Origin of the sequence: Algorimicrobium algoritergicola, from assembly GCF_008086165.1 — a bacterium.
In the GTDB taxonomy this organism is placed as follows: Bacteria; Bacteroidota; Bacteroidia; order Flavobacteriales; family Flavobacteriaceae; genus Algorimicrobium; species Algorimicrobium algoritergicola.
The window spans coordinates 1-17820 of record NZ_VSKL01000006.1 but is presented as its reverse complement, the minus strand read 5'-3'; the positions used below and the strand labels follow the sequence as shown (position 1 = coordinate 17820).

At 34.2% G+C, this 17820-nt stretch carries 17 protein-coding genes; 11 read left to right on the top strand and 6 right to left on the bottom strand.

Annotation, left to right across the window (positions count from 1 at the left end):
- Positions 1-147 precede the first annotated feature (147 nt).
- The 4 genes from ES675_RS13435 to ES675_RS16560 all read left to right on the top strand — a co-directional run bounded on the left by ES675_RS13435 (position 148) and on the right by ES675_RS16560 (position 2620).
- Positions 148-807: a hypothetical protein gene (locus tag ES675_RS13435; RefSeq protein WP_066250076.1), complete on the top strand. Its 660-nt coding sequence runs from the start codon at positions 148-150 to the stop codon at positions 805-807.
- Positions 808-907: 100 nt separating this feature from the next.
- Positions 908-1438, top strand: a complete 531-nt coding sequence (locus ES675_RS13430) for a DUF421 domain-containing protein (RefSeq protein ID WP_066250073.1) — start codon at positions 908-910, stop codon at positions 1436-1438.
- A 60-nt stretch (positions 1439-1498) separates the two neighbouring features.
- Complete coding sequence (locus tag ES675_RS13425; protein WP_148367499.1) at positions 1499-2305, top strand: alpha/beta hydrolase; 807 nt, start codon at positions 1499-1501, stop codon at positions 2303-2305.
- 81 nt (positions 2306-2386) lie between these two features.
- Positions 2387-2620: a hypothetical protein gene (locus ES675_RS16560; protein ID WP_066250070.1), complete on the top strand. Its 234-nt coding sequence runs from the start codon at positions 2387-2389 to the stop codon at positions 2618-2620.
- A 104-nt stretch (positions 2621-2724) separates the two neighbouring features.
- Here the strand turns inward: ES675_RS16560 and ES675_RS13415 are convergent, their stop codons facing one another.
- From ES675_RS13415 to recR, 3 genes are all read right to left on the bottom strand, one after another.
- Complete coding sequence (locus ES675_RS13415; RefSeq protein WP_066250067.1) at positions 2725-4023, bottom strand: dihydrolipoamide acetyltransferase family protein; 1299 nt, start codon at positions 4021-4023, stop codon at positions 2725-2727.
- Between the two features lie 80 nt (positions 4024-4103).
- Positions 4104-5210 (bottom strand): glycosyltransferase family 2 protein, encoded by a 1107-nt coding sequence (locus ES675_RS13410; RefSeq protein WP_066250064.1) that lies wholly within the window; start codon positions 5208-5210, stop codon positions 4104-4106.
- A 4-nt stretch (positions 5211-5214) separates the two neighbouring features.
- Entirely contained in the window at positions 5215-5832 is a 618-nt protein-coding gene (gene recR, locus ES675_RS13405) for a recombination mediator RecR (RefSeq protein WP_066250061.1), read from the bottom strand.
- An 80-nt stretch (positions 5833-5912) separates the two neighbouring features.
- On the opposite strand from recR, the gene ES675_RS13400 reads away from it, so the two are divergent.
- Entirely contained in the window at positions 5913-7355 is a 1443-nt protein-coding gene (locus tag ES675_RS13400) for a sodium:solute symporter (protein ID WP_066250058.1), read from the top strand.
- Here the strand turns inward: ES675_RS13400 and ES675_RS13395 are convergent.
- From ES675_RS13395 to ES675_RS13385, 3 genes are all read right to left on the bottom strand, one after another.
- Complete coding sequence (locus tag ES675_RS13395) at positions 7332-7694, bottom strand: CoA-binding protein (protein ID WP_066250055.1); 363 nt, start codon at positions 7692-7694, stop codon at positions 7332-7334. The genes ES675_RS13400 and ES675_RS13395 overlap by 24 nt on opposite strands.
- Before the next feature lie 387 nt (positions 7695-8081).
- Positions 8082-8561, bottom strand: a complete 480-nt coding sequence (locus ES675_RS13390) for an SRPBCC family protein (RefSeq protein WP_066250052.1) — start codon at positions 8559-8561, stop codon at positions 8082-8084.
- Positions 8562-8633: 72 nt separating this feature from the next.
- Positions 8634-9644 carry a 3-oxoacyl-ACP synthase III family protein gene (locus ES675_RS13385; protein ID WP_066250049.1) on the bottom strand — a complete coding sequence of 337 codons (1011 nt, stop codon included), beginning with the start codon at positions 9642-9644 and terminating at the stop codon, positions 8634-8636.
- A gap of 217 nt (positions 9645-9861) precedes the next feature.
- Between ES675_RS13385 and ES675_RS13380 the strand changes: the two genes are divergently transcribed.
- The 6 genes from ES675_RS13380 (at position 9862) to ES675_RS13355 (ending at position 17683) form a co-directional block, all read left to right on the top strand.
- Complete coding sequence (locus tag ES675_RS13380) at positions 9862-12309, top strand: S9 family peptidase (RefSeq protein WP_066250044.1); 2448 nt, start codon at positions 9862-9864, stop codon at positions 12307-12309.
- A gap of 213 nt (positions 12310-12522) precedes the next feature.
- Positions 12523-14433 carry a molecular chaperone HtpG gene (htpG, locus tag ES675_RS13375; protein WP_066257182.1) on the top strand — a complete coding sequence of 637 codons (1911 nt, stop codon included), beginning with the start codon at positions 12523-12525 and terminating at the stop codon, positions 14431-14433.
- A gap of 173 nt (positions 14434-14606) precedes the next feature.
- The gene (locus ES675_RS13370; RefSeq protein WP_066257179.1) at positions 14607-15284 is read left to right on the top strand and encodes a carboxypeptidase-like regulatory domain-containing protein; all 678 of its coding nucleotides are present in this window, start codon (positions 14607-14609) and stop codon (positions 15282-15284) included.
- A 2-nt stretch (positions 15285-15286) separates the two neighbouring features.
- The gene (locus ES675_RS13365; protein ID WP_066257176.1) at positions 15287-16285 is read left to right on the top strand and encodes a transglutaminase domain-containing protein; all 999 of its coding nucleotides are present in this window, start codon (positions 15287-15289) and stop codon (positions 16283-16285) included.
- A gap of 193 nt (positions 16286-16478) precedes the next feature.
- On the top strand, positions 16479-16961 hold the full coding sequence (locus ES675_RS13360) for a hypothetical protein (protein ID WP_066257173.1): 483 nt from the start codon (positions 16479-16481) through the stop codon (positions 16959-16961).
- 149 nt (positions 16962-17110) lie between these two features.
- The gene (locus ES675_RS13355; RefSeq protein WP_066257167.1) at positions 17111-17683 is read left to right on the top strand and encodes a hypothetical protein; all 573 of its coding nucleotides are present in this window, start codon (positions 17111-17113) and stop codon (positions 17681-17683) included.
- Positions 17684-17820: the final 137 nt, after the last annotated feature.

Here is a 17820-nt window from a genome sequence, read left to right as displayed (position 1 = left end):
CTTAGTTAAACATATTAGTAATTTTAAAAAAGGCTAACATAACCATTTATTACAACTCGTCCATAAAAAGAAACAGTTGAGATCCTTAAAATTCGAGAACCATTTTATTTAGATGATTTTTGACTTACAAATCAACAAACCAACCACATGGAAGATATCATTAAAATAGCCATTTATATTCATGCATTTTTTGGAGGCGTCGGACTTATAACTGGAATAGGTAGTATTATAGTTAAAAAAGGAAGTAAACTCCATATACAAATGGGAAAATTGTTTTCCATTGGCATGGTTACAAGTTCGCTAATTTCTATTCCAATTTCATGGATGCCAAATCATGAAAACGTATTTCTATTTGTAATAGGTGTCTTTACCATTTATTTAGTTCTAGCTGGTAACAGAGCACTAAAATTCAAAAACAAAACACAAGCCGACTGGGTTGATAAAACCATTTCGGGCACCATGCTCCTATTCTCTGTATTTATGATTGCTTTTGGAATCTATTTAATTACGAATAGTAATACGATGAGTATTTTATTTTTGTTTTTTGGCGGATTTGGCATCATGTTAACTATTAAAGATTTTCTCTTTTATAACAATGACGACAAACCCAAAAACGCCTGGCTTATTGCGCATCTTGGCAAAATGAATGGCGCTTTAATAGCATCCATAACAGCATTTTTTATTGCTGGAATTGGTGTAAATAATCTGATTGCATGGTTATCACCTACAGTAATAGGAACTATTTATATTATTTATTGGAAACGTAAAATGACTATTAAAACAAAAGATAAAAAGGCCGTGAGTTAAAAGAAATCTCGTTTAGTAATACAGCACACATATTTTTTATTGTGACTCGCTTATTAATACTGAAACCTGTAAATTTTGATTCTAAAATAAATAACACATTATGGACTGGATTTACAAAATAAACGACCCCATTTTAATCACCTTTTTAGCAAGTATTTTAGTGTTTATAGTTGTTATATTTCTAACCCGACTTATTGGTTTACGTTCTTTTGCTAAATTCACGGCCTACGACTTTGCCTTTACCATTGCCATTGGTAGTATTATTTCGGCAACGCTAACATCTAGCACAACGGTTGCTCATGGCTCCACTGCCATTGCCAGTTTATTGACGCTGACATTTATATTTTCATTTTTACAACGACGTTTTCCTGCTCTAAATTCCTTAATCTCCAACAAACCTCTATTGTTAATGAAAGGAAACACTATTTTGGATTCCAATTTAAAACATGCACGAATTCATAAATCGCAACTCATAGCTAAATTACGCGAAGCAAATGTGACAAATTTCGACCAAGTTCTCGCGGTTGTATTAGAATCTACAGGTGATATTTCAGTTTTACATAAGGCATCAAATTCTGATTCTGGTGAATTGCAATCCGAGATTTTAAAAGGTGTAAGAGAATCCCCATAATTACCTTCTGAATTAGATAAAATTTTTATCTTTAAATTCTAATACTAACAAAATCGAAAAATGACTAAATTATTCTCGGCAATTATTTTGCTTATTTTCTGTGTGAGTTGCAATAACAGTCCTCAACCTAATGACCCGATTCCCACGCATGATAATTTTACTTTAGAATCCACTGCGGTTAATGAAACACGCGTAATTAATGTTTGGGTTCCACCAACTTACGAAACTTCAGAACAATCATTTCCCGTGCTCTATATGCCTGATGGTGGTATAAAAGAAGATTTCCCGCACATTGCAAATACACTTGCCAAACTTATTGCCGAAAAGCAGATTCCACCTTTTATTTTGGTTGGGATTGAAAACACGGAGAGAGGTCGCGATTTAACAGGTTTTTCTGAAGTAGAAGCCGATGCCGAATATTGCCCATTAACCGATGGCGCCAAAAATTTTCGCGCGTTTATAACCGATGAATTAGTTCCAGATATTAATAATAAATATAGAACAACCCATAAAAAAGGAATTATTGGCGAATCGTTAGCAGGACTTTTTGTTATGGAAACGTTTATGCTACAACCACAAGCTTTTGATTTTTTTATAGCGATGGATCCATCACTTTGGTGGAACGATTTCAATTTAGTAAAAGAAGCAAAAAATCATTTAAGCCAGTTTCCTAAAGAAGATAAAAAACTATGGTTTGCAGGTTCTGATGCTCAAGACATCTCCAAACACACCAGAAGTCTTGAAACGATTTTTAAAGAAGCAGCACCTGAAAATTTAACGTGGACCTATTCTGATGAACCGAATGAAAAACACAATACTATTTTTAGAGCAACCAAAGAAAAGGCTTTGGTTTGGAGTTTGAATTAATGTGAAAAGATGAAATAAAACAATAAATTTATTTTATAACATTAGCCACATTTCAAATAAACGAAAAACTAAAGATTACGAATGGATATAATTGTTGAATTATTTTTTAGAGGTTTTATTGTTGATGTACTTGGTAAAAATTTGCGATTTCTTTTTTATAAAATTATAGGCCAACCAAAATCCATGAAATATTTGACAGCTGACAAAACATCTGACAATTATCAAATGATTTCGCAGCACATGTCTAATGTAATAGTTGGACTAATTATTTTCTCCGGAATTTCAACACTTATAGCATATTTATTGTTTCGATAGTTAATGAGACTGTAGAACTGTAATTCTGCAAACCAAAAAAGCACAATCCTCCGATTGTGCTTTTTGCTTATTATATTTTGAGATCCCTTTTTTCAAAGGGATTTTTAAATCTCTCTATTTGAATCCCAAGCCTCTAAATAATCTTTAACGGCTTTTACAAACTGACCTCCTAAAGCACCATTTACAACGCGGTGGTCATAAGAATGCGATAAGAACATTCTGTAACGGATACCTATAAAATCGCCTTCAGGTGTTTCAACAACTGCTGGTACTTTTCTTATAGCACCTAATGCTAAAATACCTACTTGTGGCTGATTAATAATTGGTGTTCCCATAATACTACCAAACGTTCCTACGTTTGTAACGGTATAGGTTCCACCTTGGATATCGTCTGGTTTCAGTTGGTTTAATCTAGCTCTATTGGCTAAATCATTTACCTTTTTGGTCATTCCAACTAAATTCAACTGGTCTGCATCTTTAATTACAGGCACTATTAAGTTACCATCGCCTAAAGCCGCTGCCATACCTAAATTAATATGTTTCTTTTTAACAATGGTATCACCTTGTAAGGAAATATTCATCATTGGGAAATCACGTAACGCTTTAGCAATTGCTTCCATAAAGATTGGTGTAAACGTTAAGTTTTCACCTTCACGTTTCATAAATCCATCTTTTACTTTTTTACGCCAATTCCATATTTTGGTTACATCAGCTTCAATAAAACTCTGAACATGAGCAGATGTTTGAACCGATTCTACCATGTGATGCGCAATCAATTTGCCCATTCGCGACATCTCAATTATTTCATCATCACCTGAAGCAATTACTGGAGTTGCTTTTGGTTTTTCTGATTGTTTTGGAGCTGCTTGTTGCGCTGGCTGTGCTTTTGGAGCTGCCGAACGATTTTCTAAATACCCAAGCATATCGTTTTTCGTAACACGACCATCTTTACCTGTTCCAGAAATAGCGTCTAATTCACTTTGTGAAACGCCTTCTTTAGTCGCCATGTTTTTCACCAACGGTGAATAAAAACGATCATCTGAAGATGCAACAGGTTCTACAGCTTCTTGAGCTGCTGTTACTGTTTTAGAAACTTCTGCTACTGGAGCCGATTCTTTTGTATGTTCTGATTTTGGAGCTGATTCAACTGCGCCAGAACCACCATCTATTTCTATGATAGCAATGGTTTGACCAACTTGAACTACATCGTCCACGTTAAACAAGACCTCAACTAAGACACCATCTACTTCACTAGGGACTTCACTATCCACTTTATCCGTTGCAATTTCCAGAACTGCTTCGTCTGCTTCAATAGTATCACCTACTTCTTTTAACCAAGATGTAATGGTTGCTTCTGCTACACTTTCCCCCATTTTCGGGAGTTTTAATTCAAATTTTGCCATATCTGTAACTAAACCGTATGTTTTTTAATTTCGACTGCAAAATTAATGAAAAATCATCAAATTCATTGCAGTTTTATTATTTAATTCTTTTTTAATAGTTGAATTTCACCGCGATTTTTAGAACTATTACTACCAATTATAAAATCGGAATTATTTGGTAGAATTTTAAATGAAATACCTTTGTAAGCCTTTAAACCTGTAATATGTTGAAAAATTGATTTGTACGTAAAGGTGTTGGCATCAAAAATAACTTCCGTAAAAGGATCTACATTAGTCACTTCTTTTACTAAAGAAACGGGTTTTTCTAAAGTCGTTTCTAAAATATGTGTCGCCTCTTGGGTTAAAAAAACATAAGATTGCCGTTTGCTTTTCACCACTTCTGGCTCTGAACGCATGAAATAAGCTGCGCGAATACCAAACCAAACCATACCATCAAATAACACATTACTCTTAAAGTGTTTCTTATAGAAAATCTGCATAGCGCCATAAAAACGTTTGGCGTAATTGGCATCTTTCAACGTGCTTTCACCTTTATAGTGAATAATCGTGGTGCTACCATTATAAACATTGCTATAACCTGCTTTTAAAACTTTGTAGGACAAGTCAATATCTTCACCATACATAAAATAGTCTTCGTCAAAACCTCCAACTTTTAAATACACGTCTTTTTTAAGCAACATAAAAGCCCCAACAAAAATAGGAACTTCACCAGTTTCATACTCTCCCAATTGATTGGCGTAATATGAATTCGGATTGCCTAATAATTTTTTAAGAGCTACGGCGGGTTTTGGCACATTACGCTTGCTTTCTGGTAGAAAACTTCCCGTTCCATCCATAAGTCGGCAGCCAACTATTCCTAAATTAGTTTGTTTATCGGCAAATTCTAACAGTATTTTAAAAGTATCTTCAGCGACAATGGTATCCGGATTTAGAATACATAAATATGTGCCTTTAGCTTGTTTTACGCCTAAATTATTTCCTTTTGAAAAACCATCATTCGACGGATTTTCAATTAATGTTACATTTGGAAACAGGGTTTTAACCATCTTGCAACTGGTGTCTGGCGATTGATTATCAACCACAATAATTTCGGCATCAAGGCCTTCAATTGCTTTTTCGACACTTTTTAAACAAAGCTCCAAAAAATAGCGAACGTTATAATTTAATATAATTATGGATAGTTTCAAATACTTACGATTTTAGGGATGCTTCAAAAGGAATGCGGTTTACAATACTTCGTCCAAGGGTAATTTCATCAGTATATTCCAATTCATTGCCTACTGAAATACCTCTAGCAATGGTGGATGTTACCACATTATAGTCTTGAATTTGTCGGTAAATATAAAAGTTGGTGGTATCGCCTTCCATGGTGGAACCCAATGCGAAAATTAACTCTTTTACATCACCTAATTTTACTTTTTCTACCAAGGTTTGAATGTTCAAATCCTGTGGACCAATACCATCCATAGGCGAAATTTTTCCACCCAAAACATGATATAAGCCTTTAAAAGAACTGGTATTTTCAATAGCCATGACGTCACGAATATCTTCAACTACGCAAATTACATCACTAATCCGATTGGGATTCGCGCAAATTTCGCATAATTCCACATCACTAATATTATGACAACTTTTACAAAATTTAATGTCGGAACGCATGGTTTTTAAAGCATCTACCAACTGAAACGTTTGATTTTCAGGCTGATTCAACAAATGCAAAACCAAACGTAATGCCGTGCGTTTACCAATTCCTGGTAATTGCGACATTTCGTTAACCGATTTCTCTAAAAGTTTCGATGAAAATTCCATAGCCGCGAATTTACGATTTTACATTTAAGAATTGCATATACAATGGTAATTTGTATTTTGGCGCTACATTTTATAGCTATATGAGCCCAACGCAGATTATTCTTTTAATTGCCGCATATTTTATTGTTTTGATTCTGATCTCCTATTTTACAGGGCAAGAGGATTCCAACGAAGCCTTTTTTAAAGCGAATAAATCGGCGCCTTGGTATTTAGTAGCTTTTGGAATGATTGGCGCATCCTTATCTGGCGTTACTTTTATTTCAGTTCCAGGCGCGGTGGAAACCAAACAATTTGGATATTTGCAAGTGGTATTTGGCTACTTTTTTGGCTACTTGGTAATTGCCTATGTGCTTTTACCTTTGTATTACCGCATGAATTTAACCTCCATTTACACCTATTTACGGGATCGTTTTGGAAACACGAGTTACAAAACGGGTTCGGTTGCTTTTTTAATTTCCCGAACGGTTGGTGCAGCCTTCAGACTCTTTTTGGTTGCCAAAGTATTACAGCTTTTAGTGTTTGATAATTTAGGCATGCCCTTTCCAGTAACTGTGATTATTACTATTGCGCTTATTTGGTTATACACATTTAAAGGCGGTATTAAAACCATTATTTTTACGGATACCTTGCAGACACTTTTCATGTTAATTTCGGTGGTTGTTACCATTTCATTTTTAGCAACCGCTTTAGATTTAAACGGTATTTCTGAAATCTACACGAATGTGAAAGATAGTGCTATGAGTAAAGTCTTCTTCATGGACGATTCAAATGATGCACAATTCTTCATAAAAAGCTTTTTAGCCGGTATGTTTATTACGATTACCATGACGGGTTTGGATCAGGATATGATGCAGAAAAACTTAACCTGCCGCAATTTAAAAGATGCCCAGAAAAACATGGTCGTTTTTAGTATTGTACTCGTTTTTGTGAATATATTATTTCTAGCTTTAGGATTAATGCTAACCCAATATGCGCAACAAAATGGTATTACAGCAACCAAGGATGATTTATTTCCAACCATTGCCATGATGCCTGAAATAGGAATAGTTACATCGGCATTTTTTATTCTTGGATTAATTGCTGCAGCTTATTCCAGTGCAGATTCGGCTTTAACTTCCTTAACCACTTCGTTTTGTATTGATATTATTGAATTAGATAAAAAACCAGAAGACAAACAAAAAGGTATAAGAAAACGGGTTCATATTATGGTGAGCATCGTTTTAGTGGCTGTCATCATTCTTTTTGACTCGCTTTTTAAAGATGTATCGGTCATTTGGGAATTGTTTAAAGCTGCTGGTTATACCTATGGACCGTTATTAGGATTATTCGCTTTTGGAATTTTAACCAAAGCCGAATTAAAAGACAAATACGTGTGGATTATTGCTGTAATAGCGCCAATCCTATCTTATTTTATAAATATGTATTCAGCGGAATTATTTAACGGTTACAAAATTGGCTTTGAAATTTTAATTGTAAACGGACTCCTCACCTATTTAGGTTTAATACTGATTCGTAGAAAGTAAAACGAGTGTGCACGCTACTTCACTTTCAATATTTGCCGCGTCTAAACGTTTATACAGTTCGGGATTTTCAGTTCCAGGATTAAAAATAACACGCTTCGGATTTAAGGAAATAATATAGTCGTAGTATTCCACTTGACGTTGCGGATTTAAATAAAGGGTAACCGTATCAATGTCTGAATACGGTTTTAACTCGGTATCTATTTCAACACCTGCAACCGTTCCACCACGTAATCCGAAAGCCACCACCTCGTGCTGATTACTGACCAAGCGATTAATGGCAATGTTGGAATAGCGATTTGGTTTTAAGGATGCACCTACTACTAATGTCTTTTTACTCATAGCTGTTAATTTAGCGTTAAACTCGAAAATAAGCGTAACGTTTTTCAAATGTACTCGTCTATATTAATATATGCCAATTTAGGTATTTAAAATAAATATTTAATAGTCTACTTAATAGTTGATGGTTAGTGTTAGTGTTTGACTATTAAATACAGAAAACCCAAGATGTAAAAGCCTTGGGTTTTTGCTTTGTTTTTGTTAAATGATAGTTAAAAGTGAAAAGCTATGAAATAAAAGTAGCTTTTTTACGTCTATATAAGCAAGTGATAAGTTTTAAGTAATCATTCAAACTATTTAATGATAGTTTAGTGTTAGTTAAATTGGTTAATAGGAGAAAACCCGAAGCAGTGATGTTTCGGGTTTTTTTATGGGTTTGAATGAATTAGATTATTGATTATTTAATACTTTTTTCCATTTTTCGGATTCAGCATACTCCTGCACTATTCGATTTCTTTCCGTAAGTAAAGCAGTCATGTATTTTTCAAGAAATAATTGGTCTGCTAATTTACCTAGAATTCCTAAAGGAGATTTATAATCAAAAATATCAATCATTACAGTTTCACCATTAAAATCTTGAAAATGATGCTCATGTTTAAATCCTTTGAATGCACCACTTATCATTTCATCCGTAAATGAAATTGGTCGATTAAACGCGGTTATTTTTGAAGTTAGGTTTTGATATAGACCAAAATGTTTTGCTCTCCAAGTCACACTCTCATTTAATTCAATTAATCCACTAGTTTTTCCTGCTATTGCTTCTTCTTTGGTTTGTTCAGTAGAAATTTTGTGTAAGTCAATACTTCTTGCAAGGTCAAAAACTATTTCTCTTTTGACTTTTATTTTTGTTTGCAACCTAATTGTTGGCATATTTTAAAATTTTCAAAATTAAAATATCAATTTTATTCTAATTATGAGATTCCTTCCTGCGAAGGAATTAAGTTACCACTTAATAATCACGCTTCCCCAAGTAAAGCCACTACCAAAAGCAGCTAAAACAACGGTATCGCCTTCTTTAATTTTGCCTTCTTCCCATGCTTCTGTTAATGCAATTGGAATAGAAGCAGCAGTGGTATTTCCGTACTTCTGGATATTATTAAATACTTGATCGTCACTTAATTTAAATCGCTTTTGAATGAATTGAGAGATCCGTAAATTCGCTTGATGCGGAATCAACATATCTATGGCATCCACAGGTAGGTTGTTTTTTTCTAAACCTTCCATAATCACTTCGCTAAAACGCACAACGGCATTTTTGAAAACAAACTGACCATTCATGTGTGGATAATAACTTTCATCATTTGGATCATTATCGGCTAAAATATCATTCACCCAACGTTTCCCCATGCCAGGTGCAATCAATACTAATTCTTCAGCATGTTCGCCTTGCGAATGTAAATGCGTTGATAAAATTCCTTTGTTTGGATCTTCTTCACGAGTTAAAATAGCAGCTCCTGCTCCATCACCAAAAATAACAGAAACACCACGCCCACGCGTTGTTAAATCTAATCCATGAGAATGCAATTCACTTCCAATAACGAGAATGTTTTTATACATGCCTGTTTTGATAAAATTATCAGCAACTGACATCGCATATACGAATCCTGAACATTGGTTTCTAACATCTAAAGCTCCAACGGTTTTAATATCTAAAGCATGCTGCACTTGCACACCAGGACCTGGAAAATACATGTCTGGACTTAAGGTAGCAAATACAATAAAATCAATATCATCTTTATCAATTACAGCACGTTCTATAGCAATTTTTGCGGCTTTTACACCCATGGTTGCTGTGGTATCATCAGATCCTTTTACAGCCCAACGACGTTCTTTAATACCAGTTCGTTCCTGAATCCAAGCATCGTTAGTATCCATCAATTTAGACAAATCGTCATTTGTAACCACATTATCAGGCACATAATGACCTAAACCGATTATTTTAGAATTATACATTGAAAGTTGTTTGTTATTAATTTCCGAAACCAATAATTACCTGTCGGAAATTGCATGATTAATCAGTGCGCAATTTAACTATTTACTTTGTAAGAGTTTTCAAAAGCGAATCGTATTCGTTATGCACGCATAATAAATGGCGTTTTCACATGACAAGTCACCTTGGTTTCAAAAATGTTTTTGGTATCTTTAGGCTTCATTAAAACACCCTCTAAATATGAAATCATTGTTGACATGCTGCCTGTTTTTATTTGTAATTTCAGGTTATGCACAAGAAAATCTCACCTATCAAAAACCACATCAAAACATTTTAGAATTAGCTGAAGCGCCTCTTGCTCCAAGTATTCGCATGGATAGTAATGGCGAAAATATTGTATTCCTATACCGAAGTGCGTATAAAACCATTGAAGAACTCTCGGAAACCGAAATGCGTTTGGGTGGTTTACGGATTAATCCAGTCACCAATATAGGGAGTCGGACCCGTTATAACACAGATATCAAAGTAAAAAATGATAAAACTGGAAACCCGAAAGCGGTTTCGGGATTACCTACGGATGGCAGATATGCTAACTTCTCCTGGTCGCCAAATCAAAAATATATGACCTTTACTAATACGGTTTCTACTGGTGCCGAATTATGGTTATTAGACATCAACAAGGCTCAAGCCAAAAAACTGACAGACGCCAAATTAAATGCTAATATGGGCAATCCAGCTGTTTGGATGAAAAACAGCGAAGCCCTTTTAGTTAAAATGCTTCCTAAAAACAGAGAAGCGTTAATTAATACCAAGGAAGCGGTTCCAACAGGTCCTACAATTTCTGTTAGTGAAGCTGGTGTAAAAGCACAAAATAGAACCTATCAAGATTTACTTAAAAATCCAAATGACGAGCATAATTTTGAACAATTAGCACATTCTGAATTATACAAAGTAACACTAAATGGCAACACAAGTCTTTGGAAATCGACTGCCATGTATCGTGGTTTATCGTTTTCACCAGATGGAAATTATGTGATGATTACAACCATAGATAAGCCATTTTCGTATTTGGTACCTTATTATAGATTCCCATCAGAAACGATAATTTATAAAGCCAATGGCGATTTGGTAAAAAGTATGCTGAAAGTACCATTAATTGAAGATTTACCACAAGGGTTTATGGCAGAACGCACAGGCATGCGTGACCTCAACTGGCGAAATGACAAACCTGCAACCCTCTATTGGGCTGAAGTTTTAGATGGAGGCGATCCTGAAAACGAGGTCCCTTTTCGTGATGAAGTTTTTCAGCAAGACGCACCTTTTACTGGCAAAATTACATCGCTTTTAAAAGTTAAAGATCGTTTTAGTGGTATTACTTGGGGAACTGATAATATGGCTATTGTTTATGATTATTGGTGGAATACACGAAATTCGCGAACGTATGCGTTTAATCCGTCAAACCCAAATCAAGAACCTACCGTTTTATTTGACAGAAATTACCAAGATGTGTATAGCAATCCTGGAAGTTTTGTTTCGACAAAAAATGCGTTTAACGAATACGTTTTAGATGTAAATAATAATAATAAAGCCTATTTAATTGGTGATGGTTATAGCGATGCTGGAAAATTCCCGTTTGTAGACGAAATGAATTTGGAAACCCAAAAAACCACACGTTTATACCAGTCCACCTTAACCGACAAAGTAGAAAGTATTAGTTCGGCTTTAGATGCCAAAGATGGAACATTTTTAGTGCGACTAGAATCGAAAAATGAATTCCCGAATTACTACATCCGAAATATTAAAAAGAAAAACAGTTTAACCGCTTTAACCACGTTTGAAAACCCATTTAAGAGTATTCAAAACGTCAAAAAAGAAGTGATTACGTATAAAAGAGATGATGGCTTGGAATTATCAGGTACTTTATATTTACCTACCGATTATGAAAAAGGTAAAAAATACCCAATGATTTTATGGGCGTATCCACGTGAGTTTAAAGATAAAAGTAGCGCGAGTCAAAATACATCCAGTTCTAACGAATTTACCTATCCATATTACGGTTCACCTATTTATTGGGTAACCAGAGGTTATGTGGTTTTAGATGATGCCGCTTTCCCAATTATTGGTGAAGGTGATGAACAACCAAACGATACCTTTATCAAGCAATTAGTTGGAAACGGAAAAGCAGCTATTGATGCGGTTGACGCTTTGGGTTATATTGATAGAGATCGCGTTGCTGTTGGTGGTCACAGTTATGGTGCGTTTATGACAGCCAATTTATTAGCTCATTCTAATTTATTTGCTGCGGGAATTGCCAGAAGTGGTGCGTACAATAGAACATTAACGCCTTTTGGTTTTCAAAGTGAGGAACGAAATTATTGGGAAGCGCCAGAAGTGTATTATAACATGTCGCCTTTTATGCATGCTGATACCATGAAAACGCCTTTATTATTAATTCATGGTGAAGCCGATAATAATTCAGGAACCTATCCACTGCAAAGTGAGCGCTATTTTAATGCGTTAAAAGGATTAGGCGCACCAGTTCGTTTGGTTATGTTACCAAGAGAAAGTCATGGGTATTCTGCTAAAGAATCCATTTTACACATGCTTTGGGAACAGGATGAATGGCTGGAGAGGTATGTGAAGAATAAGGCTGATGTGACGACATCAGAAGAACCAATGAAAAACTAAATAATTAAAGATGCTACATATATTTGAGCATTTACTTTAAATCATAGAATAACAATTATAAAAAATGCCATTCCACAAAGAATGGCATTTTTTTATACTGCAAATGTCAGTTTGTCACGTTTTAACACTTGGTACTTTTTTTGACTATTCATTCACAAGAAAATTTAAATAATAAGATTCCTGCCTGCGTAGGAATTTGTAAAAAATAAAATTATGGCAAAAGGAAGTATTAATGTATCGGTAGAGAATATCTTCCCACTCATTAAAAAGTTTTTATACAGTGATCACGAAATATTTTTACGTGAATTAATTAGTAATGGTACAGATGCTACCTTAAAATTAAAGCATTTAACCAGTATTGGTGAAGTTTCTGTGGAATACGGAAATCCACAAATTGAAGTCAGAATTGATAAAGATGGTAAGAAATTACACATTACAGATCAAGGTTTAGGGATGACAGCTGATGAAGTTGAAAAATACATCAACCAAGTGGCTTTTTCTGGAGCTGAAGAGTTTTTAGATAAGTATAAAGATTCGGCTAAAGATTCTGGAATTATCGGTCATTTCGGTTTAGGTTTTTATTCAGCATTTATGGTTGCTGAAAAAGTAGAAATCATTACCAAATCCTACAAAGACGAACCAGCAGCACATTGGACGTGTGACGGCTCGCCAGAATTCACATTAGAAGCAGCAGACAAAACAGAACGTGGTACCGAAATCATTTTGCATATCGCAGACGATTCTACCGAGTTTTTAGAAGAAGCTCGCATTAGTTCATTGTTATTGAAGTATAACAAGTTTATGCCTATTCCAATTAAATTTGGAACGCAGGAAGTAAACGATCCAGATTTTACACCAGCAACAACAACCGATAAAGAGGGTAAGGAAACAACCGAACCACACAAACAAATTACGGTTGATAATATCATCAACAACCCAAATCCAGCATGGACCAAATTACCAGCAGATTTAGAGGATGCAGACTACAAAGGGTTTTACAGAGAATTATATCCAGCACAATTTGAAGAGCCTTTATTTCACATTCATTTAAATGTAGATTATCCGTTTAATTTAACGGGAATTTTATATTTCCCAAAAATGACGAACGATTTAAACGTTCAAAAAGACAAAATTCAACTCTACCAAAATCAGGTGTATGTTACCGATAATGTAGAAGGAATTGTACCCGAATTTTTAACCATGTTACGTGGTGTAATTGATTCGCCAGACATTCCATTAAACGTATCGCGTAGTTATTTGCAAGCGGATGGTGCTGTTAAGAAAATATCGTCTTACATCACGCGTAAAGTGGCTGATAAATTGAAATCCCTTTTCAACAGTAATCGTGAAGATTTTGAAAAAAAATGGGACGATATTAAAATTGTTATTGAATACGGAATGCTTTCTGAAGAGAAGTTCTTTGAAAAAGCCGATGCGTTTGCATTATACCCAACTGTAGATGGTAAATATTTTACCTATGACGAATTATTCAACGCCATTAAAGCCAAGCAAACCGATAAAGATGGTAAGTTGGTTATTCTATATGCATCCAATCAAGATGCGCAACACAGCTATATTGAAGCGGCTACAGCCAAAGGTTATGAGGTGTTGTTATTAGATTCGCCTATCATTTCGCATTTAATGCAGAAGTTAGAATCCAGCAAAGAGAATATCACATTTGCACGTGTGGATGCTGATCATGTTGATAATTTAATTAAGAAAGATGAAGATACCATTTCGAAATTATCAGACGACGAGAAAGCAACACTAGAAAGCGTGTTAAAAGAAGTGATTCCACAGGAGAAATTCTCGGTACAATTGGAAGCTATGGATAGTGACTCTACACCATTTATGATTACGCAACCCGAGTTTATGCGACGTATGAAAGAAATGCAGCAAACAGGTGGAGGCGGCATGCAAATGTTTGGTAGCATGCCAGACATGTACAATTTGGTGGTGAATACAAATTCCGCTTTAGTAGGCGAAATTTTAGAAACCAAAACCAAGAAAAAGCAAGAACGCTTAATTACACAAAGTTTGGATTTAGCACGACTCTCTCAAGGTTTATTGAAAGGTGAAGAGTTAACAAACTTTATTAAACGTAGTTATGAATTATTAAAATAAGCATTACAGCTAAATAATTTATATTTTAAAACCACTTCTTAACGGAAGTGGTTTTTTTTGTACCCTAACCAGAAGGTTAGTTTTACGCATCCAAAAACAGAGTTGTCTCATTGGCTGTTTCTAGATTCCTAATAAACCGCTAGGTTTGAAATGTAATCATAAAAACAACTATCATGAAAAACAAACTAAACGTCAGTATTAAGTCACCGTGTTCTGAAAATTACAATAACTTTTCACCTACAAAAGCAGGAGGATTCTGTAATTCCTGTGAAAAAGAAGTCATTGATTTTACCAACATGAAACCTGAAGCTATTATCAATTATTTCAAATTGAAAAGCACACAAAATACATGCGGCAGATTTAATTCCGCTCAATTGAACTCATTTAATCACATTCCTAAAACCAATAAAAGGCGCAATCTCATTGGAGGTTTAGGTTTAGCAATTCTTTCTTTTTTTAGTTTCACTGCTACTCAAGCACAAGACACGAAAACCGATACAACGGATACCAATTCAGAGGTAAAAGATATCCATCAAGAAAAAAACATTAGCGTAAAAGGAACTGTTTTAGATGAAAATGGCTTACCGCTACCAGGCACCAACATTATTCTTAAAGACACAGCCATTGGGACACAAACGAATTTTGATGGTGAATTTGAATTTCCTGAAAAATTAAAAAAAGGCGATGTTCTAATTTTTAGCTTTATAGGTTATAGCTCCAGAACCATTGTTATTAATAATGAAACCGCCTCGCCCACCATTGAAATGGAAGTTAATATGGACACTTTTGCATGTGTCGTAATGGGAAAAGTAGCTGTAAAAAAAGTTTACAAATCCAAGAAAAACAAATAGGCATGTCCATCCGGTATTTTTTAATTGTCGTTTTTATCTGTACTCTTTCACAGGCACAAATATCAGATTTCAAAGCTGTTAATTTTAAGCAAGCAGATTATAATGCTAAAATGAATAAAGGTGCTAGTTTGGATAATTTGCCGCTTTTAGCGCATAAGCTTACATCTAATTTACCAACCGATGTTGAAAAATTCAGAGCTATTTATACATGGGTTTGTCAAAATATTACAGCCGATATGAATCAACAAAATAAAATTTTTAGAAAACGAAAAAAGTACAAAAACGATAGTCTTGGGTATATTACATGGAATAACGCCTATTTAAAAACGACTTTTAAAAGGCTGTTAGAAGATAAAAAAACCATGTGTACCGGTTATGCTTACTTAGTTAAAGAATTATCATTTTTAGTAAATATAGAATGTGAAATAGTAAATGGATATGGCCGTTCTGTAGCATCCAACATTGAAGCACTGGACATGGCTAATCATTCATGGAATGCCGTTAAATTAAATAACAAATGGTATTTATCCGATGCCACTTGGTCTAGTGGCTATATAATTAACAGCACGTTTATAGAAGATTACAATGACGGTTATTTTTTAACAGATCCTATATTATTTTCTAAAAGTCACTATCCCATTGAAAAAAAGTGGTTATTAAATGATGCAACCTCAACACGAACATTTGTAGCATCTCCATTAATTTATGGTGAAACCTATGAACATAAAATAATCCCGATGAGCCCTAAGGAAATGAACGTTGAAATAGGCAAGAACCATGAAATACATTTTAGTTTCAAATCCCTTAAAACCATTTCTACAGATTCTATTTCGCTTATTAAATACATTGGAATTACAGAACAGCCATTAGAAATTTATAATATCCATCATGACGATGGTATTATTTCCTTCACCTATAAGTTTAAACATAAGGGTCATTATGACATACATGTTAGAATTAACAAAGATGTGGTTGCTACCTATGTGATTAAAGTATCTTGATGTTAATAAACAGATTTTTTTATCCAATGTATTCTAAAACCACTTCTAAACAGATGTGGTTTTTTGCGGGTTGGAATTACGTAGAACTACGTAGTAAGGTTGTTGTATATATTTATTAAATTGGGTGTGTATATTTAATCGGTATATACACCATTACACATACACATACGTTAGCACCAATTTGAGAACGACAATGAGAAAACCAATATTTATAGTTTTGATTTTAATAGTCTTTTCTTGCCAAAGTAAGAAATCTGAAAAAACGCAAAATGCGGAATTGAATACTAAAACGGAAATTATCCAACCCGAAAAGTTAGTGCTTAACGACACAGTGGTTTATTTAAGCGGAGATAATGATTTGGCTCTAATAAAACTGACTTTAATTCCGAATGGAACTTTTGATTTTTATATGAGCATTTACCCTGAACCAATGCAAGACGCTGAACCTGAATCTGACATACTAAACTCAAACGGAATTTGGAGCGGAAATGGAAACACTGTATTGCTGAACTTTGCGGAACAAAAAAAAGACACGCTGAATTTAAATGACCTTTTTGACTCAAACTATAAAGAAGGAAATGAGTTTAAAGTTATTAATCAAAATACAGTTGAGATTGACTATTCTTTGGACAAATTAAACATTTGGGGAATTAGTTGTCATAAATCGGAAAAATAAAAACTGGTGCTAACACTGTGTATAAAAAATGCTTATTTTAGTGCTTAACCAATAGAAAGTGCGTATTTGCTTTCTTCCGATTTTCGTTCCGAAAATCCTCGCACGCAAACCCGCACTTTTCATACACTAAACCGTTGGCAACAATATAAATGACACACGAACAAGAAAAATTTATAAAGCATTTTAAAGAAGAAAGGAATAATTTAAGAGACCCAGAAATATTCTTTGACGGAAAAGTGTTATCTCTAAATTCGATAAAAATAAATAAACTGAATTTAATCGGTGAATTATTTATTCTGATTTATGCACCAGCAATTATCTGTTTTGTAATCATTAAAATTCCATTTGCCTTTTCAATTCAATTAGCACTAATCGGATTTGCTCTAATTTGGATAATTATCGTTTTAAAGGAAAGAATTAACCGAATTAAACTTAACAACAACATTCAAATTGACTTACAAAACGACTTGCTCACTGTTACTCCAATTGACTATTTAAGAAAAGATATATTAAAAAAAGAAAGTACTAATTATACTTTTACATCTTTTAATACAATTGCTACTAAACGAAGAAAGTTTGACAAATTAAACGCAGGAATCAGAATAATGATAGATTCACAAATTGGAAAAACAAATCTGATTGACATATGGACGAAATCATTAGGAGAAAACCTGTCTGAATTAATAGCTGAACTGACCAAAAAGAAGCTTAACGATAAATAAATACTGTTGCCAACAAAGTACTGTGGTAAAAAACAAGTAAAAACTCATTAACTTTTCACCAAAGTACTTCTGTAAGTATCCTCATATATTAATCCTGATTTTGCAATAGCAAAAGCCTGTTTTAGTAGCTTATTACA

Coding starts and splice junctions, on each gene's coding strand:
- ES675_RS13370 (WP_066257179.1), top strand. CDS start 14,607: ATGAAAAACAAACTAAACGTCAGTATTAAGTCACCGTGTTCTGAAAAT.
- ES675_RS13395 (WP_066250055.1), bottom strand. CDS start 7,694: ATGAGTAAAAAGACATTAGTAGTAGGTGCATCCTTAAAACCAAATCGC.
- ES675_RS13430 (WP_066250073.1), top strand. CDS start 908: ATGGACTGGATTTACAAAATAAACGACCCCATTTTAATCACCTTTTTA.
- ES675_RS13435 (WP_066250076.1), top strand. CDS start 148: ATGGAAGATATCATTAAAATAGCCATTTATATTCATGCATTTTTTGGA.
- htpG (WP_066257182.1), top strand. CDS start 12,523: ATGGCAAAAGGAAGTATTAATGTATCGGTAGAGAATATCTTCCCACTC.
- ES675_RS13425 (WP_148367499.1), top strand. CDS start 1,499: ATGACTAAATTATTCTCGGCAATTATTTTGCTTATTTTCTGTGTGAGT.
- ES675_RS13385 (WP_066250049.1), bottom strand. CDS start 9,644: ATGTATAATTCTAAAATAATCGGTTTAGGTCATTATGTGCCTGATAAT.
- ES675_RS13380 (WP_066250044.1), top strand. CDS start 9,862: ATGAAATCATTGTTGACATGCTGCCTGTTTTTATTTGTAATTTCAGGT.
- ES675_RS16560 (WP_066250070.1), top strand. CDS start 2,387: ATGGATATAATTGTTGAATTATTTTTTAGAGGTTTTATTGTTGATGTA.
- ES675_RS13360 (WP_066257173.1), top strand. CDS start 16,479: ATGAGAAAACCAATATTTATAGTTTTGATTTTAATAGTCTTTTCTTGC.
- ES675_RS13355 (WP_066257167.1), top strand. CDS start 17,111: ATGACACACGAACAAGAAAAATTTATAAAGCATTTTAAAGAAGAAAGG.
- recR (WP_066250061.1), bottom strand. CDS start 5,832: ATGGAATTTTCATCGAAACTTTTAGAGAAATCGGTTAACGAAATGTCG.
- ES675_RS13365 (WP_066257176.1), top strand. CDS start 15,287: ATGTCCATCCGGTATTTTTTAATTGTCGTTTTTATCTGTACTCTTTCA.
- ES675_RS13390 (WP_066250052.1), bottom strand. CDS start 8,561: ATGCCAACAATTAGGTTGCAAACAAAAATAAAAGTCAAAAGAGAAATA.
- ES675_RS13415 (WP_066250067.1), bottom strand. CDS start 4,023: ATGGCAAAATTTGAATTAAAACTCCCGAAAATGGGGGAAAGTGTAGCA.
- ES675_RS13400 (WP_066250058.1), top strand. CDS start 5,913: ATGAGCCCAACGCAGATTATTCTTTTAATTGCCGCATATTTTATTGTT.